This window comes from Desulfatitalea tepidiphila (assembly GCF_001293685.1).
Classification (GTDB): domain Bacteria; phylum Desulfobacterota; class Desulfobacteria; order Desulfobacterales; family Desulfosarcinaceae; genus Desulfatitalea; species Desulfatitalea tepidiphila.
The window spans coordinates 194,735-219,259 of sequence record NZ_BCAG01000006.1; the positions used below are offsets into that span (position 1 = coordinate 194,735).

Here is a 24,525-nt window from a genome sequence, read left to right on the forward strand (position 1 = left end):
ACCATCATGACCCCCCTCGGCGACGCTTTAGACATACCGGACATGCCATTGGGCCGAAAGCTACTGAAGTTGCTGGCCTGGCTGGTCTTTGCCATGATCCTGGCGTGGGCATGGCAGGGGGCTGAAATGCGGCCCCTGGATCTGCTGACCTACCGGGGCAACATGGCGGCCTACCTCTCCGGGTTCCTCAAGCCCGATTTTACCGAATGGCGCCAGTACCTGCACCATACGGCCGTGACCATCCAGATCGCCATATGGGGCAGTCTGCTGGCCGTGGCCGGCGCCGTGCCCTTCGGGCTGCTTTCGGCCACCAACGTGGCGCCGGTGTGGATCTATCAACCGGTGCGGCGCCTGATGGACGCCTTCCGGTCGATCAACGAGATGATCTTTGCCATGCTCTTCATCAGCGCGGTGGGGCTCGGGCCGTTTGCAGGGGTGCTGGCCCTGTTCATGCACACCCTGGGGACCCTGGCCAAACTCTTTTCCGAAGCGGTGGAGGCCATCGATCCCCAGCCCGTGGAGGGCATCCGCGCCACGGGTGCCAACAAGATGCAGGAGATCGCCTACGGCATCATCCCCCAAGTGGTGCCGCTGTGGATCTCCTACTCGCTCTATCGCTTCGAATCCAATGTCCGCTCGGCCAGCGTGGTGGGCATGGTCGGGGCCGGCGGCATCGGCATGCTGCTGTGGGACGCGATCCGCAGCTTCAACTACGGGGCCACGGCCGCCATGCTGCTCATCCTGGTGGTCGTGGTGAGCCTGCTCGATCTGGCCTCGACCTATGTGCGCAAAAAATTTATCTAAAACCAGACTTGCTGCGCCTTACCCTATTGACATGAGCGTTTCCAGGGAGGGCCGAACGGCCGGCCCCCCGGCCCATACCCGGTAATGGCCCGGCAGGATTTCAACGGCTTCCATGAATCCGCCGGCCTCCTCCAGAAGTATCCGGGCCGCTGCAAAGTCCCATGGCTTCAGCCCTTCGTAAATCACCCCGCCCAGAAATCCGGCCGCCGCATAGGCCAACTCCGCCGCAGCCGCGCCCAGGCAGCGCGCCTTGCGCACCTGGGGCAGCAGGCCTTCGAGCCTGCGGGTCATACGCTGCATGGCTTCGGGCGTCTTGCCGAAACTGACCGAAACGACCAGGTCGCTGGTGCGGGCCGCGCGGCAGACGCCGATCGGACGACCATTCAAGAAGGCTCCCCGCCCCGCCATACCGACGAACATCTCCGCCGCCATCGGAAGAAACACGACACCGGCGACCGGTCTGCCGATCGGCAGGCCTTCGCTTACGCCGTCCGCTGTTCCTTGCACGCCGTTATGATAACAGGCGATGGACACGCAAAAAAAGGGAATCCCGTGCCAGAAGTTCACCGTACCGTCCAGCGGGTCGACGATCCAGGCGTATTCACCGCAGCCCGGCAGGAGGCCGCTCTCCTCGGTGAGGATCGCATGGTCAGGGTATGCGTTTCGAAGGGTCTCGACGATGACGGTTTCGCAACGGCGGTCGGTTTCGACCTTGATGTCATGCAGCAAGCGGGTGCAGCCGTCTTTCAAATTGCGGAACGCCTGGATCTGAATCTTGCCGGCGTTATGGGCTGCGGCAGATGCGGTGGCCACCAGGCGATCCACGAAATCAGCTGGCGGTGCCGCGTCGCAGACGAGTTGAGATGTCGGATTCATTCCGTTGCCCCCTTTCAATTCCCCGTGCGATACACTTCCCGGCCGCCCACGAAGGTTCTCACCACGTCGGCGACTCTTCCCCGGTCGTCCACCATCACGAAATCGGCGGCCTTTCCGGTCTCGATGGAGCCGGTAAACTCTCCAAGACCCGCGGCGCGAGCGGGATTTAAACTGATCATCCGCACGGCCGAAGGCAAATCGAGGATCTTCTCCTGGAAAAGCTGCAAGGCGGCATGCAACAGGGACATGGGGGCGTAGTCCGAGCACAGGATGTCGCCCAGCCCTGCGCCGATGGCGTCGCGACCGGAAAGGTTGCCGGTCAACGAAGCACCGCGCAGCACGTTAGGCGACCCCAGGGAGATCATCATGCCGTGCCGGCGGGCGGCCCGGGCCGCTTCCAAATTGACGGGAAACTCCGAAAGCGTCACCCCCAGCCGGCTCACGGCGGCCACCTTTTCGCTGGAGTCGTCGTCATGGCTGGCCATGCAGATGGCATTGTCCCGGCAAATGGCGGCCAGATGCGCCAGTCCGGCCCAATCGACCCGGCCGCTGGCCTCGAGGCGCCGCTCGATCAGTCGATCCACATGATCGGCGGACAACCCGCGCGCCTTTGCGTAGTAGGCCCGAAAATGCCCCACATCGGTAAACTGCCCCTGACCGGGCGTATGATCCATGATGGAGAAGAGATGGATCAGCCGATCGCGAATGAGTTTTTCGATCGGCGCAAAGCCTTCGTCGTTGGTGATCTCATAGCGGGCATGCACATAGGTGCGCGTGCGGAATTCATCTTTCCGCCCCTGGAGATGATGAATCAGAAAATCGGTCATCTCCGCATTGCGAAAGGGCGGACGCTCATCGTTGCTGAGAAAGCAAAGACAATGGAAGATGGCGGTGACGCCGCAGGCCACCAATTGCTTGTCCAACTCGTGGAGCGCCACGTCGATGGGAAATCGCCCGCCCGGCCGCGGCTGGATGGCGGTTTCGATGACGTCGCTGTGGATGTCGATAAACCCCGGCATCAGCAGGCATCCCTGCCCGTCAATATCGATACCGCCGGATATCGGGCCGGGCCGGGTGGTGATGTCACAAATGATTCCCTGGGTAACGGCGACGGCTGCATCGGGAAGTATATCGTCCGGCGTAACGACCCGTACATTGCGGATGATCATATCTGGGGGAGTGACATGTGCGGTGCTCATGAGTGGGTTTCCTTCTCCGGCATATGGTAGATGTCGTCCATCAGACGATCCATGATGGAGCGGTCGTGAAAAATGGCGATCATGGTGGTGCCCTTTTGCTTCATCTCCACGAGCAGTTCGAGGACGACCCCCATGGCCTCTGCGTCGAGGGACGCCGTGGGCTCGTCGAGCAGCAGCAGCCGGGGAGGACGGATCACGGCCCGCGCCAGGTTGACCCGCTGTTTTTCTCCGCCGCTGAAGGTGGCCGGATAGGCATCGTGCAACCGGGCATCGATTCTGAGCCGCTGCAGCAGGTCACCGGCCGCTCTTCGCGCTTCGGATCGATCGACGCCCGCATTGACCAGCGGTTCGGCCACCAGGTCGAGGACGGGCACCCGCGGCAGTACCGACAGAAACTGGGTGACGTACCCCATCTCCCGGCGACGCAGGGCCAGGATCTGATTTTCCGGCAGCTCGGTGAGATGGATCCGGCCAAAAATTTCGGAGTCATAGGTAATGCGCCCCGAACTGGCCAGGTAGGTGCGGTAGATGCATTTGAGCACCGAGCTCTTGCCATAGCCGCTGGGGCCGGAAAGCCCCATGGCCGTGCCATTGGAAACCGTAAACGAAATGGGGCTGAAGCCGACGATCTGCTTGCCGTCGAGCACGTGGGAGACAAAGCGTTTTTCGAGATTCTCTACAGTCAGCATGGCTCTGAACGTTCTGGGTTAGAGGACGGAATTCACCAGCAGTTGGGTATATGGATGCTGGGGGTCTTCGAGGATCTGGTCGGAAAGCCCGGCCTCGACGATGCACCCGTGGCGCATGACGATGGTGCGCGACGTCAGCAGCCGGATGACCCCCAGATCGTGGGAGACCACGATGGTCGCCACGCCCAATTCCTGCTGCAGGGAGCGGATCAAATCGAGCACCCGGGCCTGCACCGACACGTCCAGGCCCGTGGTCACCTCGTCGAGCAACAATACGGCCGGTTGGGTGGAGAGTGCCTTGGCGATCTGCACGCGTTGCTGCATGCCGCCGGAAAAGTTCCGCGGCGGCTCGCTCATGCGGCGCACCGGCACCTCGGTCTGTTCGAGCAATTGCGCCGCCCGGGACTGCATGCGCCCTACATGCCGCCAGCCGGCCATCAACAGGCGCTCGGCGATGTTGCCGCCGGCGCTCACCTTCAGATGCAAGCCCATGCGGGCATTCTGATAGACAATGCCCATGCGCTCGTTGCGAATGCGGCGCCGGTGAAACGCGCTGAGCGCAAAAAGATCCTGGTCCGGATCGATCGCCAGCGCGCTGCCGCTCTGTTGACCCGCCTTCAGATCGAGATAAAACCGGCCCGCGGTGGGCTCGAAATCGAAGTGAAGCAGCCGCACCACCGTACTTTTACCGGAGCCGCTCTCGCCGACCACGCCCAGCACTTCGTTGGGGAAGAGATCGAATGAAACCTGGCGGCAGGCCAGGATCGACTTGCAACGGGGACACTGATTGGTCCCCCGGTCGGCGCCGGTGAGGTCGAAGCAATCCGGGCAACCAGGGCCGTATCGTTTGGTCAGCTCACGGACGCGAAGGATAGGTTTCAATTGGTTTTCTCCTCGGACTATCGAGATCCGTGGCGGTTTTCCCTGCGTCTCTGATCGCAAAACGCCGTATCCGAGCACGTATAGGTTCGCCGGCCGCTCTCGTCGTCCACGACTTCATCCAGAAATGAATGGCGCGCGCCGCAGCGTTCGCAGCGGCGGCCATGGAAATCCTCGACCCGGAAAGCAAAGTCTTCGAAGGAAAGGGGCGTCACTTCCGTGTGCGGCGGAATGGCGTAGATGCGCTTTTCCCGTCCGGCACAGAAGAGAAACAGGGCCTCGCCCCGGTTGAGTTTGGGCACATCCCAGCGCGGAATGGGACTGGGGTCCATGAGGTAGCGCCGGTTGACGATCACCGGATAGCGTGCCCCCACCGTGATCTCCTTGAACTTGACGATATCTTCGTAAAGGTAGAGCCACATGCGGCTGTAATCCGCTTCGGCGTGCATCCTGCGGGTCCTGCGTTCGGACGGCTCCACCAGGCGCAACGGCTCGGGAATCGGCACCTGAAACACCAGGAGCTGATGCGGACCCAATGGCGACTCGGGAATGCGGTGGCGGGTCTGGATCAGGGTGGCGGCGGCGGTATCGGTGGTCAGGGGCACATCGGTGACCCGCTGGACGAATTTCTTGATGTTGACCGCATTGACGCTGTCGTCCGCGCCCTGATCGATCACCTTGAGCACGTCGTCCGGTCCGATGAGCGCCAGGGTCAGCTGCAGCCCGCCGGTCCCCCAGCCCCTGGCGATGGGCATCTCCCGGGACCCGAAATCGACCTGGCAACCCGGTATGGCCACGGCTTTGAGCATCTTGCGGCGAATTTCGCGCTTGGCACCCTCGTCGAGAAAGGCATAGGAATAGCGATGGCGAGTCGAAGGCATGGCGTCGCGCCAGTCCGTCAACGGCGGCATCGCTTCTGATGGCAGACCGGATGTCATGAACGGATCTCCTCTCCTTTTGCCTGACCGGCCTGAATGTTGCGCAGCCGGTCCAGCTCCGACTGGAAGGTGACATAATGAGGCAGCTTGTAATGGTTGCAGAACCCCATGGACTCGATGCCGTCCACATGGGTCAGAACGAACTCCTGGTCCTCGGACGGCGTGGCCGGCTCGCCGGTGGCGACGGCCCGATCCAGGACGGCCATGGCGATGGCCTTGGTCTCGTTATGGCCGAAGCACAAGCCGTAACCCAGGCTGAATCGCGCGGGGCCATCCGTTTCCCCGATGCGTGAAATGACTTCGGCTTCGGTCACCAGCATGTCGCCGATCGTCTCCACCTCGCCGGTCACGTGATTGCAATATCGCAACGGCAGATAACCCACCCGCAGTTCGCCGATGACCGGATGCACCGAGCCGTAGCCCCGCATGTTGGAGTAGGCCAGGGCCAGCATGCCGCCCGTTTCGCCTCGCGCCAGGGTCTGCAACTGAGCGCTTCTCGGCGCCGGAAAGGTGAGCGCCTGACGGGTGATGTCCACGAGTCGATCGTCTTTTCCGCCAGCCGATGGACGGGGTACCAGCAGCCCTTCCCTTCGGAGCATGTCGACGACCTTGGGAAAGCGTTCGGGCAGCGGGTCGACCAACTCGGTATCCTTGAACAGGCGGGCCATCATGCGGCGGGTATGGTCCGGCGATTCGTCCTTCAGGTCGAAATCCAGCAGCCGAAGCGTGTAATCCGGTGTGGGGCCGAGAAGCTGCCCGCCCGGGATGTCCTTGAAGGCCGCTGAAATGCGGCGGATCGGGCGCATGCCGTCGGTGTTCATGGGTGCGCCGTATCCCAGGCGCGGCAGCGTGGTGCGATAGGAGCGCAGAATAAATGCGGCTTCCAGGGAATCGCCGGCCGCCTGCTTGAAAGCCAGGGCCGCCAGCTCCGGTGCGTAGAGCGATCCCTCGCTCATCACCCGATCCACCGCGAAATGAAGCTGCTCGCGGATCTGATCGGGTTTCAGCAGTTCGGAGGCGCCGCCGGCCCGGCGGATCATGCTGAACTGTTCGGCATTTTCGATGGCGGCGGCACCGCCCTTGACGGCCACATACCCCATGTCGTCACCTCACCTGGATGCGCGTTGAGCGCGGCAGCGCCATCACCCCACCATCGGGCCGGACGAAAAAGGTATCCACGCCCAAAGGATAGTCGGCATTGACGTTCATCAATATCTCGTATTCCGTTTGAGGGATTCCGGCCATTTCCGGCATGATCCCCGCAGTCCCGGCGATACCCGGTCCGGACAGCCGAATCCTCAGGCGCTGGGAAACCGACGCCGGCGCCCTATTTTTACGCTCGTCTTCCAGACAATAGACCAGGGTGGCACCCTCCTCCGGAGATTCCGGCCGGCCGCGTTTGGCGTGTTCGACGGCCCCGTTGCAGCGGTCACCGACGATAAAGAGAAAATCGGCTCTTTCCGAGGGCCCGGTCGCCGCCCCGGTGGCCTGGACCAGCGCGGATTGGAGCGCTGGGGCACTGTCGTTTCCGATGGCACAGAGGCTCACCTCGTGGTCCAGCAGACAACGGCCGATGGCCAGGGCCGAGGCAAACGGCGTCTCTTCGGCAATCCCCGCCAGTCGCGCCACCCGGCCGGGACGGCTCATGGCGTCGAGCAGGATGCGATAATTCTTCTGACACGTACGCTGAAGCATGCCCATTCCATTCCTCACTCGCACGATTCGCCCAGGGAATCGAAATCCACACGCTCTTTCTTCATGGAGTCGAATCGCACCCGGGTGGCGGCGGCCAACCGGGATAGCCGCGCCGCATGGTCTGCCTTTGTCTGTTCGAGACGCCTGACGGCATCAGCGACAGGAGCGAGCATCTCGGCGCAACCAAGCAGCTCGGCCGCCTCCACCGCCGCCAGCAGCAGCGCCTGCTCCGGCGCATCGCCGCAGACCACGCCACAGCCCGGCTGCCTGTCACACCGGACTTCCGCCTGGCTGACCAGCACCTCTCCCAGATGAAAGGGGGTGTCGAAGGGGTCACGCACGGTGCACATGATCAGTCCGCAACGCGGCTCCCTTTGAACGACAAAACGGCCCGACGCCCACAGGCCGTCGAGCAGCGCCGCGACCTGGCCGCTAACCGCCGACCCGATGACCCTGAGCAGACGGCTTTTGATGCTCTCTCCGCCGTTTGGCGGTGTCCGTCGATCTTCACTATCCGTATATTTCAAGAAATTTCTCCACATCCGACAAGTGGTCGAAACACTGTTCCAGGGCGGCGCGGTCCCAATCCCACCAGGCGATGCGCAGCAATCGGTCGACGATGTCGGGTGCAAAACGCATCCTGACCCATCTTGCCGGCACACCCGCCACCACCTGGTACGGCGCCACGTCCCTGGTCACCACCGCGCCGGCGCCCACCACGGCCCCGGTTTCGATGGTGACGCCGGCCATCACCTTTGCACCGGCGCCGATCCATACGTCGTGACCGACGCGGCATCTGCTCTGCCGGCGCCATTGAAAGACTGCTTCGTCGTCCGTAGGCGCAAAGCCATAACGCCGGCGGCGGTAGGTGCAATGATGCTGGGTGACCCGCTGCATGGGGTGGTTGCCCGGGTTGATGCACACATGGGAGGCGATCGAACAAAATTTACCTACGTCGGTATAGATGAGGGTGCCGTCGTTGCCGGCCAGATAGCTGTAATCGCCCACGCAGGATTCCAACACCGTCCAGCCCGGACCGATGTCGGTGTATTGGCCGATCACCGAGGCCGTCACCTCCGCCGAGGCATGAATCCGGGGTGACGGATCGGCGGCCGTGCCATAGGAGTCCCGAACGCTGTAAGTTTCCGCCATAGCCCCGCTCCGAATGGTCATCATGCGGGGACTATCGGCCGGAACGGTTAGAAAGAGATTAGCGTTGGGTTAGAAAATGGAAAGGGCGATCAAAGGTTGGGCGAAGGATAGGAGAAGTCTATCGAATCAATCGCGATAATCGTTGAAAGCGCTAAGGTTGTTGCATTGCTGCCTATGCTTGTTTCTAAAATACACCCAAGGGCAAGCGGGACTCCGTATGAATGCAAGGTCATTGGTGGGCAGCCGTTCGTGAGACCCCAGGATCAGGACGCCGTCAGGGACCAGGCTTACCGCAATATGTGCCAAAGCGTCCTCCATTACTGCTCCCTGGTAATAGGTCAGCAGATTGTTGCGTAGAAAAATCAAATGAAAGGGGCCCTGGGGTGGCGCTTCCAGCAAATGATGCACCTGCCACGTGATGTCTTCCCGCAGGCCGGGATCGATGCGCCAGTGCCGCCCGTTGCGCACTTTGAGAAAATACCGGGTCTTCAAATGTTCGGGGATCTCTCTCAAACTGCTCGCAGGATACACACCGGCGGCGGCGCGCAGCAGACCGGCGTCTTCGGCATCGGTGGCCAGGATGCGAAGGGGTGCGGCGAATCGAAACGATGCCGCCGCCTCTTTATAAATCATGGCCAGCGAATACGGTTCTTCGCCGCTTGCACACCCTGCCGACCAGGCGGCCAAACCATCTTGATATCGATCTATCAGTGTGGGCAGTACATGGTGTTGGAGGTAATCCCAAAGCCGCCGATCGCGAAAAAAACGGCTGATGGTCACCATCAGGCACCGCTCGCATTCGGCGCGTGCGTATGGATTTCTGTGAATGTGTTCTATATAGTCTTCTATTCGAAAGCACCCCAACTGTTCCATGTGGCGCCGCACCCGCTTCTTAACCCCTTTGCGCACTTTTCGAAAGCCGGCCCAAGGGCGATCCAGGTCATCTAACAGCTGCCGAAATTCTTGATCGCTCAACATGTGGCCCTTCCTGGATGGCAGAGCTGTTCGAAAGGCAAATTTGTACGCGCAATGGCTTCAAAGGCAATATCCATCGCATAAAGGACTCAAGCATATTTCAACCTCTTATCCGATGGCCTCGGCCAGCGGCGCGAAGCTCTATCTTGAGGACGGAATCGAGCTGAGCTGCCCTAACACACCCAGTTGGGGCGCTCCTGGATCCATGCGGCAAGGGTTCCCCTGATCCAGGCGTCCATGCCTTTCTCGAGGTAAAATCGGGGGAACAAAAGCGAATCCACTTCAGACAGATAGCCGGTTCGCACCGCGTAGCTCGCCAGGGCGGTATTCGGGTAGATGCGCGCGCCGATGGTCACCTTGACCATTTCCAGGTTTAAGGAATCTGCAAACTCCAAACTTTGTCGAATTGTGGTTTGGGTATCCCCTGGAAGCCCGAGGAGTAAAAACCCCATGCGCCGGACGCCCGCCTCTCCGAGCAAGTCGGCAATACGCCGCACATCCGCGGTGCGGAAGCGCTTGTTCATCTTTTCGAGGAGGGTGTCCGATCCCGATTCGAAGCCGAGGCTGACCTCAACGCAACCGGCCGCGGCCATCGCCCGCACGAGTGATTTTTCCACCTTCCAGGGATACAGGATGCAACGCCAGCGGATGTTCAGCCCCGAGGCAACGATCGCCTCGCAGAGCCGTCGTGCATAGCTTACCGGCAGATTGAACGTATTGTCCACGAAGTAAAAATGATCGTAGCCAGCCGACGCGAACTTTTCCAGGGAAACGATCACCTCATCGATGCCCCGCTTGCGGATCCGCCGGCCCTCAATGGCGGCGGTGGAGCAGTAGATGCAATCCAGGGGACAACCGCGACGGGTCTGAAACGGCATCCAGATCGGCTCCTGGGCGGCGCTCCCAGGGGAAAAAAACCGCGGATCAGGATCGGGCAGACGAAATCGATCGATATGACCCTCGACGGCCGGTGGATTTGAGATGGCACGACTCGCGCAGTGCAGGCCCGGGATGTCCGAGAGGTTGTCATGGCGGGCCAATCGCTCCAGCAGCATGACAAAGGAGGCTTCGCCTTCGCCCTGGATGCCCATGTCGACCCCGAGATAGGCCAGCACCTGGGTGGGGAAGATGCTGTAGCCCGCCCCTCCCAGAACGATCATCGCATTGGAATACCGGCGGCAGCGGTCGACGATCGCCTTGACCGGTTCGAGAAAAAACCGGGTGCCTTGGGAGACCTGGTCGTCGATATTGCGAATGGAAAGGCCGATGACATGGGGCCGAAACGATGCGAGCAAAGGCACCAGGGATTGCTGAAGGTCTTCTGCGCGCATGAGATTGAGTGTCGCCACCTCGTGCCCCGCCTCTTCGGCGGCCCTGGCCACGCACGCCATGCCGAGGGGCAGAACCGGCATGTTGATCGATTCGGTATTGTCAGCGATCATCAAGACGCGCACGGCCTATCTCCATTCCAGGGTTCCACAGGGTTCAAGAGCGAAAAATTTCATCCACCCATGCCCGGAACCATTGCGGCTTTTGAAACCAGACGTAGATCCCGATAAGGGCGGTGATCGGAACAGGGATAATCGTATCGAAAACTGCAAGCACCACAAGATAGAGCAGAATTTGCGTCTTAAGCGACATGGCGTACCTCCAATTAATAGGGGCGTTGACGCAGGCGTGAGTAGCGGGCGGCAAAACGGCTCGGCCCGGCATGGCTCAGTTGCCGAACATGGGGCCGTCGGGTCCCAAGTGGCAGGAATAGCATCCAAATCCCCTTCGGGTAACCAGGCTGAAGGACTTCACGCCGAGGGCGTCGGCCATCTCCGGCACCAGGCGGTCGAGCTTGAGTTGCGTGGTTTCGGGAAATTTCGCTCGCTCCGGCCCCAGCAGCAGCGCCCCGCTGAGCCGTGGCAAGTGGTCGGTGGGCATACGGAAATTGCCGGTATTTTCCGCGTTGCCATGGCAAAGCCGGCAATCGATCCGGGCGAAGCGCTCGGGGCGCCAGTCGCGAAAGACGGCGCCAGCCCGCGGCACCACCACGTCACGCATGTGCGCCTGACGCTGCACGAGGTTCATTTCGGGCCATGTGAGCGGCCTGCCGTCCGAACCAGACGGTCCCACGCCTTTGGGATAGCATCCCGCGAGCGCGATCAAACATAGAATGGCAATCAACACTCGGCCGTCGGCCTTCTGGCATGCGAACATGGCAAATTACTTTCTCTGTAGAGGGTCCAAGATCAGGAGTGGCCCAGAACCGGATGGGGCACATAAGGCGCCTGGAGGCGCTCCAACTCGTCCGGCCCGAGTTTCACCTCGGTCGCGGCCACGGCGTCTTCGATGTGGGCAACCTTGCTGGCGCCCACGATGGGCGCGGTCACCCCGGGCTGGTGCAGGAGCCAGGCATAGGCCAGGCGCGCATTGCTCTCCTTGCGCTCGGCCGCCAGCTCGGTCAGACGCGCGACCAGGGCGAAATCGTGCTCACGGTAGTAGAGCTGTTGGGCGAACGCATCGGTCCTGGCCCGCGTGGTGCGGCCTTCGGTGCTGTCCTGGGCGGTGCGATTCCCGACCAGGAAGCCCCTGGCCAGGGGGCTCCAGGGAATCAGGGCCACTCCCATGTCCCGGCAAAGGGGGATCATTTCGCGCTCTTCTTCCCTGTAGAGCAGGTTGTAATGGTTCTGCATGGAGACGAACTCGGTCCAGCCGAGACTGCGGGCAACATATTGGGCCTTGGCGAACTGCCAGGCCCACATGCTCGACGCACCGATGTAGCGCACCTTGCCCGACCTGACCACATCGTGCAATGTCTCCATGGTCTCTTCGATGGGGGTGGCGTTGTCCCAGCGGTGGATCTGGTAGAGGTCGATATGGTCGAGTCCCAGCCGTTTGAGCGATGCATCCAGCGCGGCGAAAATCCGTTTGCGCGACAAGCCGCTGGTGTTGGGCGACCGCTGGGCCGTCTTTCCAAAACCGCCGGCAAAGGCCAGATCCACCGGAAAAAAGACCTTGGTGGCGACCACTACTTCGTCCCTGCGGGTGAATTCGCGCACGAACTTGCCGGTCAGTTCTTCTGACGCGCCGCCGGAATACATGTCGGCCGTATCGAAAAAGTTGATTCCCAACTCCACGGCGCGTTTGAAGATCGGCCGGGCGTCGGCTTCGTCGAGCACCCACTCACGCCATTTGGAGCTGCCATAGGTCATCATGCCCAGACAGATGCGCGACACTTGAAGGCCGGTGCGGCCCAAACTCACATACTCCATCGTTTCCTCCTCAGTAACCGTCCACCAACAGGCGAAGGGGTCATTTTTGGATGGGCGCGCCTTAACCCACGGGTTGCGACGGCTCGGTGTATCGATCCATCACCCACCCGTATCGACCGGCCGGCGTGCGGACATAAAACCATTGCGGAATGCTCTCGATGACATCCAGCACCTCGCCCTTGCGAACCCTGCCGGTGACAGCACTCTCGCTGTCCGGCTGACTGCGCATATTGAGCTCGGCCGCCGTCACCGCCACTTGGCCGTAAAGCGCTTCGGGCGCCTCCCCGAAACGGTGGCGAACGGGCGGCACCACCACCGGGGAATGTGGAACCACAACGGTCCGGGGCTCATAATAAACGACCCGCTGAGGCGGCGGGCTGTAGTAATAAAGGCTGGATGCCATGGCGCCGGTCAGCACGCCGAAACCGAGACCCAGCCAGAAATGATCGGGTGAAGCGTGATATACCCGAACATGGCTGTGGTGGTGAACATGGTGACCGTATCCGGGCCGGTAATGGCCCCTGCGGTCGGCCACCGCCATGGGGGCAGCGATTGAAAATAAAAAACCGACAACAACCAGGAATGCAATTAACTTTTTCATAACCCCTCCTGATCGGTCTGTTTGGCTCTTCATGTACGTGGTCATGAATATGGCCATGTGTTTCGCCACCGGCCTTCTATCGCTCGAAAGGCCGGTTAACGCTTGACAGGCGGGGATTGCGTAAAAAAATGGCTGCGGGATGAATGGGGGATGGTGGATCCGCCTGTCCTTTATAAAAACAAAACTAATACAACCATACTGTTTTAGCAAGCAAGGGTGGGCCCTTCAGCGATGCTGACTGAATCCGATTCATTAAACCCGGCGTGGGTGGGGCAGGTGGCCGATGCCACACGCCAAGCGGTCACGTGGCCCCGGCCACCTGCCCCACCCACGCCTGCCAAGCCGTTTCGATGCGATTTTTCTATCCAACAAGTTCTGCAATACACGCCCTCCAAGGTGAATCCCAGTCGGATAGAACTGGCGTGAACCCCGATGCCAACCGGGAATAGATACTACATGTAGTCTGAGAGGCTCTAAATCTGACAATATCATGTGGTTGTGTCTTGACTTTCATATCTTATGCACGTAAAGCAGATCCAAGTGATACGCGGCCGGAAAACGATGGTAACGGCCCGTGTTTTTTTAAGCGTGCGATGACGACTTGACCGGTTTGGTTTGGTCGGGAAAATGGCATCGGCACACCCCCTGCCTCCAAAAATTACCTTAGATAGTGCGGCATATGGCAATTGGTTCCAATGGATCAGAAACCCTAAAGAACAGGAGGATGACCGCGGATGATTATCAGTTTTGTCAACCAAAAGGGCGGTGTCGGAAAAACGACCACGGCAATCAATCTGGCCGCCAGCCTGGCGCGGCGGAATTTCAGCGTCGTACTGGTCGATGCCGATCCACAGGGCAGCGCGACCCGGTGGCAGGCGGTTGAGGACAACCGGGCGTTCGAGCTCTTCGATCTGCCGGACACGATTCTCGAGGAAGAGTTCGAAATCCTCTCGGACAGCTGCGATTTCCTGCTCATCGATTCACCGCCTGGAAAAAGCGGTCGGACCCGGAGCATTCTGGCGCTATCCGACACGGCCATCATTCCGGTCAGCCCGAGCTCCCTGGACATCTGGTCCTGCCAGGGCACATTGGAAATGGTCAAGGCGGCTCAGGAACAAAATCCCCAACTGAAGGTTCATTTCCTGGTGACCAAAAAAATTCCCGGCACCCGCGTGGCACGCGACATTCACGATGAGCTGGAGGTCTTCGGCGTCAATGCGCTGAACAGTGAACTGGGCCAGCGCGTGGCCTACGTCGATGCCATGAAACACGGGGTCTCGGTGACCCAGTTCGCATCCGGCAGTAAAGCGGCGGAAGAGATCGAAGCCTTGTGCGACGAGGTGCTCGACATGTCTTCCCGGGTATGGACCGTCGCCAAAGAAGATCTCTATCCCGCTGCATCCCTGGAAGAAGAAGAATCGGAAGTGATGCAGTCTTTCGACGAACAGTCCTATATGCCGCCGGAGTGGCGGGATTCACTGGCCTGATCCCTTAAGCGCCATTGATCGGCAGAACGATGATGGCTCGGACCGATGTCACGGCCCCATGGGTCCGGCAACGCATGACAGGAGGTGAAACGTGGCCAAGATAAAAAAACGCAAATTGAGCTGGAACAAATCCCCATCGCCTCAGGTGGTCGGCTACAAGCTCTACTGGACCGAAGGCGAGGGTGTCGATTATGACGCCAACTTCGTCAAGTTGGGCAACGTCACCGAGGTCGTGCTGCCCGACGACGTGAAGGCCCTGGCCGACATCAACGGCCCCATCGAATTGGGTATCGCGGCCATCGACGAAGTGGGCAACGAATCGGATCTGATCACGATCAAGCTGCCATACCAGCTCAAGGTACCCCAGGCCCCATCGGAATTGCGACTCGACCCGCAGAAGGAATTTCATACGGTTCAGGCGTCCGACAGCGGCCAGAACAAGCCGGAGCTCGAACCCAAAACGAACGGACAAACCGACGCGACCGATTCCCGGCCCGAACAATCGACCCCCTACCCATGGGGCAAGGTTGCGCCTACATCCGCATGAAGTCGATGACCACCCGGGCCAATTGCCCGCCCTGGTCCTCCTGCAGAAAATGGCCACCGCCTTTGATGGTGGTATGGGGGCAGTGCCGGGCACCGGGAACCATTTTGCGAAACACCATCTCGCCACCCCGGGTGATCGGGTCTTCGTCGCTGAAAGCCGTCAGAAAAGGCTTTTGGAAACGCGCCAGGGCCTGCCAAGCGTCGCGGTTGGCCTGGGCGGCCGGATCATCCGGTGCAATGGGCACCAGGGACGGAAAGATGCGGGCGCCGGCTTTGTAGGTGTCGTCGGGGAAGGGTGCGTCGTAAGCGGCGACCACCGCATTGGAAAGGGGGGTCACACAGGCCCCTCTGACGATGCCGCCGACGTGAAATTCGGGAATGGTTCGGGAGTATTCGCGCCAGGCCAGAAAGGCGTCCGACATGGGATGATCGCCCGTGGGCAGGCCGGTGTTGGCCACCACCACACGGTCAAAGCGCTCGGGTTGATCGGCCAACAGCCGTAGACCGATCAAGCCGCCCCAATCCTGACAAACCAGCGTGATTCGCGTCAAATCCAATTGATCTAAGACCGCCCGCATCCAATCCACGTGGCGTTGATAGGTATAGTCCTTCTGCGAGGCGGGTTTGTCCGAGCGGCCGAAGCCGACCAGATCCGGTGCCACGGCCCGGAAACCCGCATCGACGATCGGCCCTATCATCTTTCGATACAGGTAACACCAGGATGGTTCCCCATGCAGCAAGAGAATCGGAGGAGCCGAATCCTGGCCTTCATCTATATAATGCACGCGCAGCTCACTCCCTTCGCCATCCGGCACGTGCAGGTAATGGGGCCTGAAATCGAAACCCGGCAAATCGACAAAACGGTCATCCGGCGTGCGCAGTACTTGCATGTCACTCTTCCTTTCTCTTGTTCGAATGCAGCGGTCCAGTGGCCTTCACCAAAAGGAATGCATTGATTTCCGGTTTGAATCGGGCAACATCCAGACCGAGCGCCTCATAGGTTTTGCTTGACGGCATAGCACCCACCGATGTAGCTTGTCTACGAATAATTTGTATACAAGACAAAACAAGGGATTTACACACAGATGAACGTCGAAGAGTGTATCTTTTTCATGCTCGCCAGGGCCAACCAGGCCGGCACTCGCTACTGGAACAACTGCCTGACCGACATGAACATCACCGCTGTGCAGGCCATGGTACTCAACTTCCTGGGGCATCAGGACAGTGTCACCTCAAAGGAGCTGAGCGAACGCAGCGGGCTGGACAGCGCCACCTTGACCGGCGTTCTGGACCGCCTCGAAGCATCCGGTTTGATCGAAAGACGGCCGCACCCCAAGGATCGGCGGGCTATCCAGGTCTGCCTGACGTTCGATGGCCGCGACATGGTGCCCCGGATTCAGGAGCGACTCGATCGGGCCAACCAAACCTTTCTGGCGACCCTCAGCCCCGAAGAGCAGGACGAATTGCGCCGCATGCTGCGGGCCGTGCGCACGGTTTCCCCGGCGCCGGCAAATGCATCGTGACAGGAAAAAGGCATCGCGGCAAGGATCTGGATAACAAAGGAGAGAATATGCCCCAACACCTGAAGCAAACAATTATCGATCACTTAGACGGCCGTGTCGCAGCGATCGGTTTCGCGCCGGTGGACCGCTTTGACGACGCACCCGAAAAACATCATCCGGCCACGGTTTGCAGGGGCGCCCGGACCGTCATCGTCTTCGGCACACCTGTACCACGCGGTATCTTTACTTCGCCGGACTACAATCTGTACGGCCTGCACCGCTCCTACCACACCGTCTACCGGCAGCTCGATGAAATAGCCCTCGGACTGAGCAACTTCATCGAATCCCAGGGCCGGCATCATGCGATGATGGTGCCCAGTTATGCCCCCATGGTTTTCCAGGGATATGAGCCGTGGGGCCTGATCTCGCTCAAGCATGCGGCGGTGCGTGCCGGACTGGGCGCCTTCGGCCGCAGCGGCCAGATGTACCATCCGACCCATGGCTCGCGACTTCGCCTGGCCGCGGTGGTCACCAGCGCCGAACTGTCCGGCGACCCGTTGATCGACAAAGACCCCTGCCCGGCGCACTGTCGCGCCTGCCAGCAGCGATGCCCGGCCGGTGCCTTCGCGCCAGATGGCCAATTTCAAAAGATGACCTGCCTCGCCCACACCATCAAACATGCCATCTACCCCCTGGCGCTCAAGGGCGACAACGCCCGCAAACACCTTGAACGTGTGATCAACACGGCCGGTTATGATTATTGGCTCGACTGCGATGAGTGTATGAAGGTCTGCCCGAACAATCGCTAAGCGATCTGTGACACCTGACAGCGGCTGAAATTTCGTTTGCGTAAAATTCAAACTATTCTTAAAAGGGCCGATACCCACTATCATGGAACTTGACTGTATGATGATCCGTGGAAACGACCTGACATGATCAACCGCATCGTTGCCCTGCTGTTTCTCGCCTTCATGGGGATCTCCTCGGCTGTTTTGTTCGTCGTCGCGCTGCTCATCTGGCTCTTCACGGCGCCCTTCGACCGACGACTCGTCTGGCTGCACCAGTTCACCTCGTTCTGGGCCTGTATTTATCTGTGGGCCATGCCGGCCTGGTCGGTCACGGCCGCGGGCCGCGAAAAGATCCGCAAAGAAGCCACCTACGTGGTCGTCTCCAACCACCAGTCGGGGCTCGATATCCTCGTGGCCTTCCGCCTTTTCTTTCACTTCAAGTGGGTTTCCAAGGTGGAGATGTTCCGGGTGCCCTTCATCGGCTGGAACATGCGGCTCAACCGCTACATCAAAATCGTGCGCGGAGAACAGGAGAGCCGGCGCCGAATGATGGCCGACTGCGAGCGCGCCCTCGCCCAGGGCTCGTCGGTCTACTTTTTCCCGGAAGGCACCCGCTCCCGGACCGGCGAGCTGAAACCTTTCAAACCCGGGGCCTTCATCCTGGCCCACCAGATGCGGCTGCCCATCCTGGCCATCGCCATCAACGGCACCAAAGACGCCCTGCCCAAGGCCAGCCTGAATTTTCACGGCCACCATCGCTTTCGCATCGAGGTGATCGAGGAGATCCCTTACGCCGCTTTTGCCGATCTGAGCGTGGAGGAGACCGCCGAAATGGTCCGTGGGCGGATCGCCGCCCATGTGGACAGCGGCCCCCTGGCCGCATAACACCTGTTTCAGCGCCGTTTTTTTGACATTCACCCTGCGGCGCCGTCAACGCCAGACCGCGGCATACCGCACCACGGACCTCGCCCTGCCCCATCATCATTTTAACCCATTGTTATTTTGTTGTTTTTTATATTTCGATCTGCGGCATAAAAATTGCTTTGATCTGCACAAACCAGGTATGCACCGATAACCGGCGACATGCATTCGACGTTGCCGACCGTGCCTGCAGATAGCCGAAACCTCTTATCCGGATTGAAATGGACAAGGATGGTGCACCCATGACGTGGAGTTTCATCGATCCTCAATGTGATCTGACGGAAAGTTTTCCCGAACGGATCTACACGCACTTCTTCGATCTTCACGAAACGCCCTTTTCCATCACGCCGGACCCGGAATTTCTTTACCTTTCCGACACGCATCAGAATGTGTTTGAAAAACTCCAATACGGCATTCGCGGCCGCATGGGCTTCATGCTGCTCACCGGTGAAGTGGGCACCGGCAAAACGACCCTGTGCCGCGCCCTTCTGGATCGACTTCAGGAACAGGCCAAAACGGTCTACATCATCAACCCATCGCTCAGCGGGCACGAACTGCTGGTCACCATCCTCGACGATTTGGGCATCTACTGCGATAGCGGGCTTTCGAAAAAGGAGTTGATCGACCAGCTCAATCGTTTTCTTTTGGTCGAAGGTCGATCATCCCCCGTGGTCATTGTCATCGACGACGCCCAGACCATGCCGTTGGAGACGATGGAGGACCTGCGCCTGCTTTCCAACCTGGAAACCGACAAGACCAAATTGCTGCAAATCCTCCTGGCGGGTCAACCCGAGCTCCTCGACATGATCGACCGGCCGCAACTGCGCCAGCTGAGGCAGCGGGTTCTCATTCACTGCAGCCTGGGATTCTTGTCCCCTGAAGAGGTGGCCGGATACATTGAACGGCGCCTCGCCGTGGCCGGCAACCAGGGCCAGGTCCGGTTCACCCCCAAGGCCATTCAACGCATCTATGGCTTTTCCGGAGGAATCCCCCGAATGATCAACAAGCTGTGCGACCTGGCTTTGACTGCGGCCTATGCGGCCGACAGCCCGCTGGTCGACACGGCGCATGTCGCGGCCGCCAGATCGGAATTGATCGCCGCCCCAACCAAGAGATCCATGGTCGGCCGCTCGCTGACTGCCGGCTTCTCGTGGTTGCGCAAGATGGCCTATTTTGCGGCCGGTCTTTTGCTGCTTTCGGGAGCGGTTCTGGGGTACCAGGTTTACAGCCATCGGCAAACGCCCCTTGGTCTGGAGAAATCGGCGGCCACACTTCAAGCAATGGAGAACCGGCTTGAGCCTGTTGAATGATGCCCTGCGAAAAAAAAAGGCCGAACAGCTGTCGAGCGCGCCGAAGCCCTTAAAGACGGCCATGTTCCGGCTTCGGCCCCGCCGTGTGATTCCGAACGCGCGCCATGCGCTCGCAGGTATGTCGCTGGTGCTGACGTTGGTCGCCGCAGGGTGGTGGTGGTGGACCCCCGGCCGCGCTGCGAACAGGGTCCCCGAACCGATGCCGGCCGCTGTATCCGAGCAGCCCGCAGCCGCGCCTCAGATTGAGCAAAACGCCGACACCGCCTTGCACCAATCCGCCCAAGCAGAAGCAACCCATGCCGTGCAACCTCCGCCATCACCGGCCAAGGTGCCGGCCGGTGATGACGGCCAGGCCGCAGTCCAGGCCAAAAATGTACCGGCTGCCGGTCATGGATCCGCTCCCGGTCAAAAGCAAACGGTCCAGCCGCCGGAAAAAAGTTCCGCCGCGCCCTCCCGAGCCGACAACCGTGCCGCATCGGTGACGCGCCTCTATCGAAAAGGGGTCGCCTATCACCGCCAGGGTCAGATGGCGGACGCCATCGCCATGTACCGGGAAGTGCTCAAAATCGATCCAGATCATTTCGATACGGCCTTCAATCTGACCTCGGCCTATTTACAAACCCAGGCCTTTGACAAGGCGTATGCCATGGCGAGCGATCTTTACCGCAAGAGGCCCCAAAACTCCCAGGTGGCCTTGAACCTGGCGGTCTCCCAAATCGGTGTCGGACAACCCCGGCAGGCCATTGCGTTGCTGGACGCAATGGCTAAGGACCCCCGTGCCCCCCTGTATGAGATCTACTTTCACAAAGGGGTGGCCTACCGCAACATCGACGAGCCGGATCTGGCCGTGGGGTGGTACCAAAAGGCCGAACAGCTCAATGCCGGCGATCCGCGATTGCTGTTCAATATGGCCGTGGCATTGGACCAGGACCAGAAATACGAAGCGGCCGTGAATTACTACCTGAAATTTCTGCAGGCCTCCAAAGGCGACGATCAAGCGAACCATAGGGAAGTGAGCGGACGCATCCGCACCTTACGCGCCCACCTGGCCGCCTACCCCGATGAGAAGGCAAAGACGCAATGAAAAAGCGCATCGGCGACATATTGATGGAAATGGGCTTCATCGACGGCGACCAGCTCAAGCTCGCCCTGATGGAAACCAAAAAGACCGGCAGCATGATCGGAGATGTGCTGCAACGTCTCGGATGGGTGACCGAAGAGGACTTGCAGATGGCCATCGCCGTTCAGAGCGGCGCCAAGATCCTTGACACCGAGAATGCGGAGATCGATCACAGCCTGATGGCCCGCATCCCCATCGAGTTCGTCAACGAGCATGGCATGTTTCCCTTTTCCCAGGAAGATGGGGTGCTCAAAGCGGCCACCAACAACCCCTTCGACGTCATTGCCAAAGACAAACTGGCCAGGCTGAGCGGCCAGCGCGTGGAGACGTTCATCGCGCCCAGGAACTGGATCGCCAAGGCCATCGAAGTCTACTACAAGACCGCCCAGACCCTGGACGATGAAATCAACACCATTACCTACAGCCAGGCAACCGGCGACGCCACCGAGGACAACCGCATCATCAAGCTCTCCAGCCTGTTGATCGACAAGGGCTATGTGGTGGGGGCCAGCGACATCCACATCGTCCCCGACGTCAACCTGGTGCGGGTATACTACCGTATCGACGGCGTACTGCACCAGATGTACCTCTTTGCCAAAAAGTTCCAGCAACCCCTGGTGACCCGCTACAAGATCATGGCCGATATGGATATCTCAAATCCCAACATCCCCCATGACGGCCGGATCAAATACCAGAGCAACGTGGGCGGCTTCGACATCCGTGTCTCCACCTTTCCCACCCAACTGGGTGAAACCGTGGTCATGCGCTTGCTGATCTATAACAAGGTGGTCGGCGACCTGAAAAATCTGGGGCTCGAAGCCGAGGACCTGGAGCGTTTCAACCGCACCATCCAGCGGCCCTACGGCCTGATCCTCACCACAGGCCCCACCGGCTCGGGCAAGACCACGACGCTCTATACGGCCCTTATGACCATCAACAGCCCGCACATCAACTGCATGACCGTTGAGGATCCCATCGAGTATGTGATCCCCACCATCCGGCAGACCGCAGTCAACGTCAAGGCCGGTCTGACATTCGAAAACGCCCTGCGTTCGGCTATGCGCCAGGACCCGGATGTGGTCCTGGTCGGCGAAATCCGCGACAAGGTGACGGCCGACCTGGCCATGCGCGCCGCGCTGACCGGTCATCTGGTGCTCTCCACCCTGCACACCAACGACGCCGCTTCGGCGATCAACCGTTTGCTCGACCTCGGCATCAACGCCAGCATCCTGGCCTCCGCGCTCTCCATGATCGTGGCGCAACGATTGGTGCGCCTGCTCTGTCCGCGTTGCGCCGAAAGAACACCCATCACCGAAGAAGAGCGGGCGGTGTTTCAGGCCAACGGCATGGCGCCTCCCGCCGAGTTGGCCAGGGCCCGGGGATGCGACGGCTGTTTTCAGTCCGGATATCGCGGGCGCGCCGGGGTCTACGAAGTGATCGGGGTGGACCGCAGCATCGAAAAAATGATCTTCTCCGGCGCCCTGCACCGCGATATCGAGGATGCCGCCATGGCCGCCGGGACGGTGCTGATGTTCAAACAGGCCTTGAAGAAGGTGGGCCGCCACTTGACCTCCCTCGAAGAGGTTCAGCGGGTGATCGTGGACTATGCCTAACTACAGCTACAAAGCGGTCGACCGGAGCGGCCGGGTGGTCAAGGGGATGGCCGTCGCCCTCGATGAAACGGACGTGGAACTGAAGTTGAGCCATGCCGGCCTGGCTTTGATCCAAAGCCGATCGGTCCAGGAAAACATCCTGTCGCGCTGGTCGAGCGCTTCGATCAAACTGCGCACCGTGGTCGAATTCTACCACCGCCTGGCCCAGACCCTGGAGATCGGACTCCCCCTGTTGTCGGCCCTGGAAGAGAACAACCGCTATCTGCCTTCCAAACCCATGCGCCGGATTTCAGGAGAGATCAAAGCGGCCGTTGAAGGCGGCCGCACGCTCTTTGAGGCCATGGGCGCCCACGGGCGAATTTTTTCAAAACTGGATCTGGCCATCGTGCGCATGGGCGAGCAAACCGGGGTGCTGCCGGCCTGCCTCAAACAGCTGGCCGCGTTTCTGCAATGGAAAGAGGAATTGCGCGCCCACATTCGAAAGGCGACCATCTACCCGGCCTTCGTGGTGGTCTCCATCGTTGCGGTCCTGGCCGTGTGGATCGGCTACGTATTGCCCCAGATGGTCAAGGTGCTTGCGGAGATGCAGGTGGTGATCCCCGCCGCGACCCTCTTGGTGCTGCAGGTCAGCGATTTCGCGAAAGCCCATTGGCTTTGGTTTTGCTTGTCGGGCGGCGTCGCCGCAGGATCGATGTATCTCTACCAACGGACCGACAACGGCGGCATCCGCTTCGACCGCTGGCTGCTGAAGATACCCCTGCTCGGCATGGTGCTGCGCAATATCGCCCTGGCCCGGCTGTGCCACAACTTCGCCACCATGTTCGGCGCGGGCATGGCGATCCAGCAGATCTTCAGCACCCTGTCCGACAGCGGATTGGGCAACCGCCATCTGGAGAACCGGTTAAAGATCGTCTACAAGGAGATCGAAAGCGGCGAAGGCATCGCGACCGCTTTCGAAGCGGCCGGCGGTTATCCCAGCTTGCTGCTGGGCGCCATCCGCAACGGAGAAGCCACCGGCACCCTGGACCAGTCTTTCCAGCGGCTGGGCGACTACTTCGACGCCGAGGTCAAACGCACGGTGCAGGCGCTGCTCAGCGCCATCGAGCCCATGGCCATCATCGCCCTGGGCGCCATCTTCGGCCTGATCGTGCTCTCTATCCTCTTGCCTCTGTATGATGTGATGGGGGCGATGGGGAAAGCGTACTAGGGAGTCAAATTGATTGTGGCTCCATGCCCGGCCAGGATGACGGGCGTGGGCGGCGAAGAGGGGGACACGATGGTGCCGCCTCGGTGGGCGGCAGTGCGCACCTCGATGCGGGTGCCGGAAATCACAGGGTAGAGCGCCGAGTCATTGTGATCGACCAAGCCGATATCGGCGCCCTGATTCACGTCATAGACATACACCCTGGCGCCGGAAGTATTGTTGACGGCCAGGTCGACATACTCACACATCTCTCCGAACAGCTCGTTGCCGCCGATATAGAGGGTCAAGTCATCGAAATCCTGGGCCGGGGGGTGGCGCAGGTAGTTGGGCGAGCCGCCGGCGTTGTCACCCTGGAAGCCGCCGCTGTTCAGATCGTCGAAGGCATTGCCGTTGCCGTCGGCGTCCATGGGGCCGGCACTGACCAGCACCACGGCCACGTTGAAGGCGGCCGCGGCGCCGTCGGCGTCCATGACAAGGGGCCGGGCCGACGCCGGCAGTCCGGTGTGAAGGGCACCGCAAGAGGTCGGTCGATTTGCGGTCAGATGGGCATTAACCTCGTAACGCAGAATTCTTTTGTAGGGATCCGAAGGCGCCATCTGCAGCGTCCTGTAAGGCAGAAAGCCGTTGGTGACGCCGGCGTCCTCCAGGCCGTCGACCGAACCCGCGGTACTGCCGTCGGCCCAGGGCAAACGCCCGTTCCTGGCGGCATAGCTGACGAGAGACGCGCGCACCTGCTGCAGGTAAGCGACGGTTTCGTTGCGCGCCTTGCGTTCGGTCAGCATCTTCATCAGCGATACGCCGCCGCCGGTCAACAACCCGATGATCACCATCACGATGGCGATTTCGAGCAGCGTGAACCCGCTTGCATTCGATGTTATGCGGCGAAATCGATCCATAAGGTCCAACTGTCTTAAGCGGACAGGGTGCGCCCCGGCACACCCCTTATCCCTGAATACCATTCGAGGA

Annotated in this window: 27 protein-coding genes; 10 read left to right on the plus strand and 17 right to left on the minus strand. The window is 60.4% G+C overall.

The window, feature by feature from the left end; all coding sequences use genetic code 11:
* The first annotated feature begins 6 nt into the window (after positions 1-6).
* Positions 7-804, plus strand: coding sequence for a phosphonate ABC transporter, permease protein PhnE (phnE, locus tag DFT_RS20795; protein ID WP_054034073.1), 798 nt, complete (start codon positions 7-9; stop codon positions 802-804).
* A gap of 18 nt (positions 805-822) precedes the next feature.
* Here the strand turns inward: phnE and DFT_RS20800 are convergent, their stop codons facing one another.
* The 15 genes from DFT_RS20800 to DFT_RS20865 all read right to left on the minus strand — a co-directional run bounded on the left by DFT_RS20800 (position 823) and on the right by DFT_RS20865 (position 13,068).
* Positions 823-1,680: an inositol monophosphatase family protein gene (locus tag DFT_RS20800; RefSeq protein WP_054033160.1), complete on the minus strand. Its 858-nt coding sequence runs from the start codon at positions 1,678-1,680 to the stop codon at positions 823-825.
* A gap of 14 nt (positions 1,681-1,694) precedes the next feature.
* The gene (gene phnM, locus DFT_RS20805) at positions 1,695-2,879 is read right to left on the minus strand and encodes a phosphonate metabolism protein PhnM (RefSeq protein ID WP_054033161.1); all 1,185 of its coding nucleotides are present in this window, start codon (positions 2,877-2,879) and stop codon (positions 1,695-1,697) included.
* Positions 2,876-3,568, minus strand: a complete 693-nt coding sequence (locus DFT_RS20810) for a phosphonate C-P lyase system protein PhnL (protein WP_054033162.1) — start codon at positions 3,566-3,568, stop codon at positions 2,876-2,878. The genes phnM and DFT_RS20810 overlap by 4 nt, the downstream gene beginning before the upstream one ends.
* An 18-nt stretch (positions 3,569-3,586) precedes the next feature.
* Positions 3,587-4,450, minus strand: coding sequence for an ATP-binding cassette domain-containing protein (locus DFT_RS20815; RefSeq protein ID WP_054033163.1), 864 nt, complete (start codon positions 4,448-4,450; stop codon positions 3,587-3,589).
* 17 nt (positions 4,451-4,467) lie between these two features.
* A complete protein-coding gene (locus DFT_RS20820) occupies positions 4,468-5,385 on the minus strand; it encodes an alpha-D-ribose 1-methylphosphonate 5-phosphate C-P-lyase PhnJ (protein WP_305791197.1) in 918 nt (305 codons plus the stop codon).
* Positions 5,382-6,485 (minus strand): carbon-phosphorus lyase complex subunit PhnI, encoded by a 1,104-nt coding sequence (locus tag DFT_RS20825; protein WP_054033164.1) that lies wholly within the window; start codon positions 6,483-6,485, stop codon positions 5,382-5,384. The genes DFT_RS20820 and DFT_RS20825 overlap by 4 nt, the downstream gene beginning before the upstream one ends.
* 4 nt (positions 6,486-6,489) lie before the next feature.
* The gene (gene phnH / locus DFT_RS20830; protein WP_161807219.1) at positions 6,490-7,080 is read right to left on the minus strand and encodes a phosphonate C-P lyase system protein PhnH; all 591 of its coding nucleotides are present in this window, start codon (positions 7,078-7,080) and stop codon (positions 6,490-6,492) included.
* Positions 7,081-7,094: 14 nt separating this feature from the next.
* Positions 7,095-7,607, minus strand: coding sequence for a phosphonate C-P lyase system protein PhnG (locus DFT_RS20835; protein WP_054033166.1), 513 nt, complete (start codon positions 7,605-7,607; stop codon positions 7,095-7,097).
* A complete protein-coding gene (locus DFT_RS20840) occupies positions 7,591-8,232 on the minus strand; it encodes a DapH/DapD/GlmU-related protein (protein ID WP_054033167.1) in 642 nt (213 codons plus the stop codon). The genes DFT_RS20835 and DFT_RS20840 overlap by 17 nt, the downstream gene beginning before the upstream one ends.
* A gap of 126 nt (positions 8,233-8,358) precedes the next feature.
* Positions 8,359-9,210, minus strand: a complete 852-nt coding sequence (locus DFT_RS20845; protein WP_054033168.1) for a CheR family methyltransferase — start codon at positions 9,208-9,210, stop codon at positions 8,359-8,361.
* 170 nt (positions 9,211-9,380) lie between these two features.
* Positions 9,381-10,661, minus strand: a complete 1,281-nt coding sequence (locus tag DFT_RS20850; protein WP_054033169.1) for a B12-binding domain-containing radical SAM protein — start codon at positions 10,659-10,661, stop codon at positions 9,381-9,383.
* 31 nt (positions 10,662-10,692) lie between these two features.
* Complete coding sequence (locus DFT_RS26365; protein ID WP_161807220.1) at positions 10,693-10,848, minus strand: hypothetical protein; 156 nt, start codon at positions 10,846-10,848, stop codon at positions 10,693-10,695.
* 75 nt (positions 10,849-10,923) lie between these two features.
* Positions 10,924-11,412: a hypothetical protein gene (locus DFT_RS20855; RefSeq protein ID WP_054033170.1), complete on the minus strand. Its 489-nt coding sequence runs from the start codon at positions 11,410-11,412 to the stop codon at positions 10,924-10,926.
* A gap of 32 nt (positions 11,413-11,444) precedes the next feature.
* Positions 11,445-12,467 (minus strand): aldo/keto reductase, encoded by a 1,023-nt coding sequence (locus DFT_RS20860; RefSeq protein ID WP_054033171.1) that lies wholly within the window; start codon positions 12,465-12,467, stop codon positions 11,445-11,447.
* A 61-nt stretch (positions 12,468-12,528) separates the two neighbouring features.
* Entirely contained in the window at positions 12,529-13,068 is a 540-nt protein-coding gene (locus tag DFT_RS20865) for an SH3 domain-containing protein (protein ID WP_054033172.1), read from the minus strand.
* A 734-nt stretch (positions 13,069-13,802) separates the two neighbouring features.
* On the opposite strand from DFT_RS20865, the gene parA reads away from it, so the two are divergent.
* Both parA and DFT_RS20875 read left to right on the plus strand, forming a co-directional pair.
* Positions 13,803-14,555, plus strand: coding sequence for a ParA family partition ATPase (gene parA / locus DFT_RS20870; RefSeq protein WP_054033173.1), 753 nt, complete (start codon positions 13,803-13,805; stop codon positions 14,553-14,555).
* A gap of 91 nt (positions 14,556-14,646) precedes the next feature.
* A complete protein-coding gene (locus DFT_RS20875) occupies positions 14,647-15,102 on the plus strand; it encodes a hypothetical protein (RefSeq protein WP_054033174.1) in 456 nt (151 codons plus the stop codon).
* Here DFT_RS20875 and DFT_RS20880 read toward each other — a convergent pair.
* The gene (locus tag DFT_RS20880; protein WP_054033175.1) at positions 15,089-15,991 is read right to left on the minus strand and encodes a haloalkane dehalogenase; all 903 of its coding nucleotides are present in this window, start codon (positions 15,989-15,991) and stop codon (positions 15,089-15,091) included. The two genes, DFT_RS20875 and DFT_RS20880, sit on opposite strands and share 14 nt — an antisense overlap.
* Before the next feature lie 195 nt (positions 15,992-16,186).
* On the opposite strand from DFT_RS20880, the gene DFT_RS20885 reads away from it, so the two are divergent.
* The 7 genes from DFT_RS20885 (at position 16,187) to DFT_RS20920 (ending at position 23,562) form a co-directional block, all read left to right on the plus strand.
* A complete protein-coding gene (locus DFT_RS20885; RefSeq protein ID WP_054033176.1) occupies positions 16,187-16,624 on the plus strand; it encodes a MarR family winged helix-turn-helix transcriptional regulator in 438 nt (145 codons plus the stop codon).
* Positions 16,625-16,671: 47 nt separating this feature from the next.
* Positions 16,672-17,412 carry an epoxyqueuosine reductase gene (locus DFT_RS20890; RefSeq protein WP_054033177.1) on the plus strand — a complete coding sequence of 247 codons (741 nt, stop codon included), beginning with the start codon at positions 16,672-16,674 and terminating at the stop codon, positions 17,410-17,412.
* Between the two features lie 123 nt (positions 17,413-17,535).
* The gene (locus DFT_RS20895) at positions 17,536-18,276 is read left to right on the plus strand and encodes a lysophospholipid acyltransferase family protein (protein WP_054033178.1); all 741 of its coding nucleotides are present in this window, start codon (positions 17,536-17,538) and stop codon (positions 18,274-18,276) included.
* Positions 18,277-18,554: 278 nt separating this feature from the next.
* Complete coding sequence (locus DFT_RS20905) at positions 18,555-19,622, plus strand: ExeA family protein (protein ID WP_054033180.1); 1,068 nt, start codon at positions 18,555-18,557, stop codon at positions 19,620-19,622.
* Positions 19,606-20,706, plus strand: coding sequence for a tetratricopeptide repeat protein (locus DFT_RS20910; protein ID WP_054033181.1), 1,101 nt, complete (start codon positions 19,606-19,608; stop codon positions 20,704-20,706). Before DFT_RS20905 ends, DFT_RS20910 begins: the two co-directional genes overlap by 17 nt.
* A complete protein-coding gene (locus DFT_RS20915; protein WP_054033182.1) occupies positions 20,703-22,355 on the plus strand; it encodes a GspE/PulE family protein in 1,653 nt (550 codons plus the stop codon). The genes DFT_RS20910 and DFT_RS20915 overlap by 4 nt, the downstream gene beginning before the upstream one ends.
* Positions 22,348-23,562: a type II secretion system F family protein gene (locus tag DFT_RS20920; RefSeq protein WP_054033183.1), complete on the plus strand. Its 1,215-nt coding sequence runs from the start codon at positions 22,348-22,350 to the stop codon at positions 23,560-23,562. Before DFT_RS20915 ends, DFT_RS20920 begins: the two co-directional genes overlap by 8 nt.
* Here the strand turns inward: DFT_RS20920 and DFT_RS20925 are convergent.
* The gene (locus tag DFT_RS20925) at positions 23,559-24,455 is read right to left on the minus strand and encodes a type II secretion system protein (protein WP_161807221.1); all 897 of its coding nucleotides are present in this window, start codon (positions 24,453-24,455) and stop codon (positions 23,559-23,561) included. The genes DFT_RS20920 and DFT_RS20925 overlap by 4 nt on opposite strands.
* Between the last annotated feature and the right edge of the window lie 70 nt (positions 24,456-24,525).

Coding starts and splice junctions, on each gene's coding strand:
- phnE (WP_054034073.1), top strand. CDS start 7: ATGACCCCCCTCGGCGACGCTTTAGACATACCGGACATGCCATTGGGC.
- DFT_RS20800 (WP_054033160.1), bottom strand. CDS start 1,680: ATGAATCCGACATCTCAACTCGTCTGCGACGCGGCACCGCCAGCTGAT.
- phnM (WP_054033161.1), bottom strand. CDS start 2,879: ATGAGCACCGCACATGTCACTCCCCCAGATATGATCATCCGCAATGTA.
- DFT_RS20810 (WP_054033162.1), bottom strand. CDS start 3,568: ATGCTGACTGTAGAGAATCTCGAAAAACGCTTTGTCTCCCACGTGCTC.
- DFT_RS20820 (WP_305791197.1), bottom strand. CDS start 5,385: ATGACATCCGGTCTGCCATCAGAAGCGATGCCGCCGTTGACGGACTGG.
- DFT_RS20825 (WP_054033164.1), bottom strand. CDS start 6,485: ATGGGGTATGTGGCCGTCAAGGGCGGTGCCGCCGCCATCGAAAATGCC.
- phnH (WP_161807219.1), bottom strand. CDS start 7,080: ATGCTTCAGCGTACGTGTCAGAAGAATTATCGCATCCTGCTCGACGCC.
- DFT_RS20840 (WP_054033167.1), bottom strand. CDS start 8,232: ATGGCGGAAACTTACAGCGTTCGGGACTCCTATGGCACGGCCGCCGAT.
- DFT_RS20845 (WP_054033168.1), bottom strand. CDS start 9,210: ATGTTGAGCGATCAAGAATTTCGGCAGCTGTTAGATGACCTGGATCGC.
- DFT_RS26365 (WP_161807220.1), bottom strand. CDS start 10,848: ATGTCGCTTAAGACGCAAATTCTGCTCTATCTTGTGGTGCTTGCAGTT.
- DFT_RS20855 (WP_054033170.1), bottom strand. CDS start 11,412: ATGTTCGCATGCCAGAAGGCCGACGGCCGAGTGTTGATTGCCATTCTA.
- DFT_RS20860 (WP_054033171.1), bottom strand. CDS start 12,467: ATGGAGTATGTGAGTTTGGGCCGCACCGGCCTTCAAGTGTCGCGCATC.
- DFT_RS20865 (WP_054033172.1), bottom strand. CDS start 13,068: ATGAAAAAGTTAATTGCATTCCTGGTTGTTGTCGGTTTTTTATTTTCA.
- parA (WP_054033173.1), top strand. CDS start 13,803: ATGATTATCAGTTTTGTCAACCAAAAGGGCGGTGTCGGAAAAACGACC.
- DFT_RS20880 (WP_054033175.1), bottom strand. CDS start 15,991: ATGCAAGTACTGCGCACGCCGGATGACCGTTTTGTCGATTTGCCGGGT.
- DFT_RS20885 (WP_054033176.1), top strand. CDS start 16,187: ATGAACGTCGAAGAGTGTATCTTTTTCATGCTCGCCAGGGCCAACCAG.
- DFT_RS20890 (WP_054033177.1), top strand. CDS start 16,672: ATGCCCCAACACCTGAAGCAAACAATTATCGATCACTTAGACGGCCGT.
- DFT_RS20895 (WP_054033178.1), top strand. CDS start 17,536: ATGATCAACCGCATCGTTGCCCTGCTGTTTCTCGCCTTCATGGGGATC.
- DFT_RS20905 (WP_054033180.1), top strand. CDS start 18,555: ATGACGTGGAGTTTCATCGATCCTCAATGTGATCTGACGGAAAGTTTT.
- DFT_RS20915 (WP_054033182.1), top strand. CDS start 20,703: ATGAAAAAGCGCATCGGCGACATATTGATGGAAATGGGCTTCATCGAC.
- DFT_RS20920 (WP_054033183.1), top strand. CDS start 22,348: ATGCCTAACTACAGCTACAAAGCGGTCGACCGGAGCGGCCGGGTGGTC.
- DFT_RS20925 (WP_161807221.1), bottom strand. CDS start 24,455: ATGGATCGATTTCGCCGCATAACATCGAATGCAAGCGGGTTCACGCTG.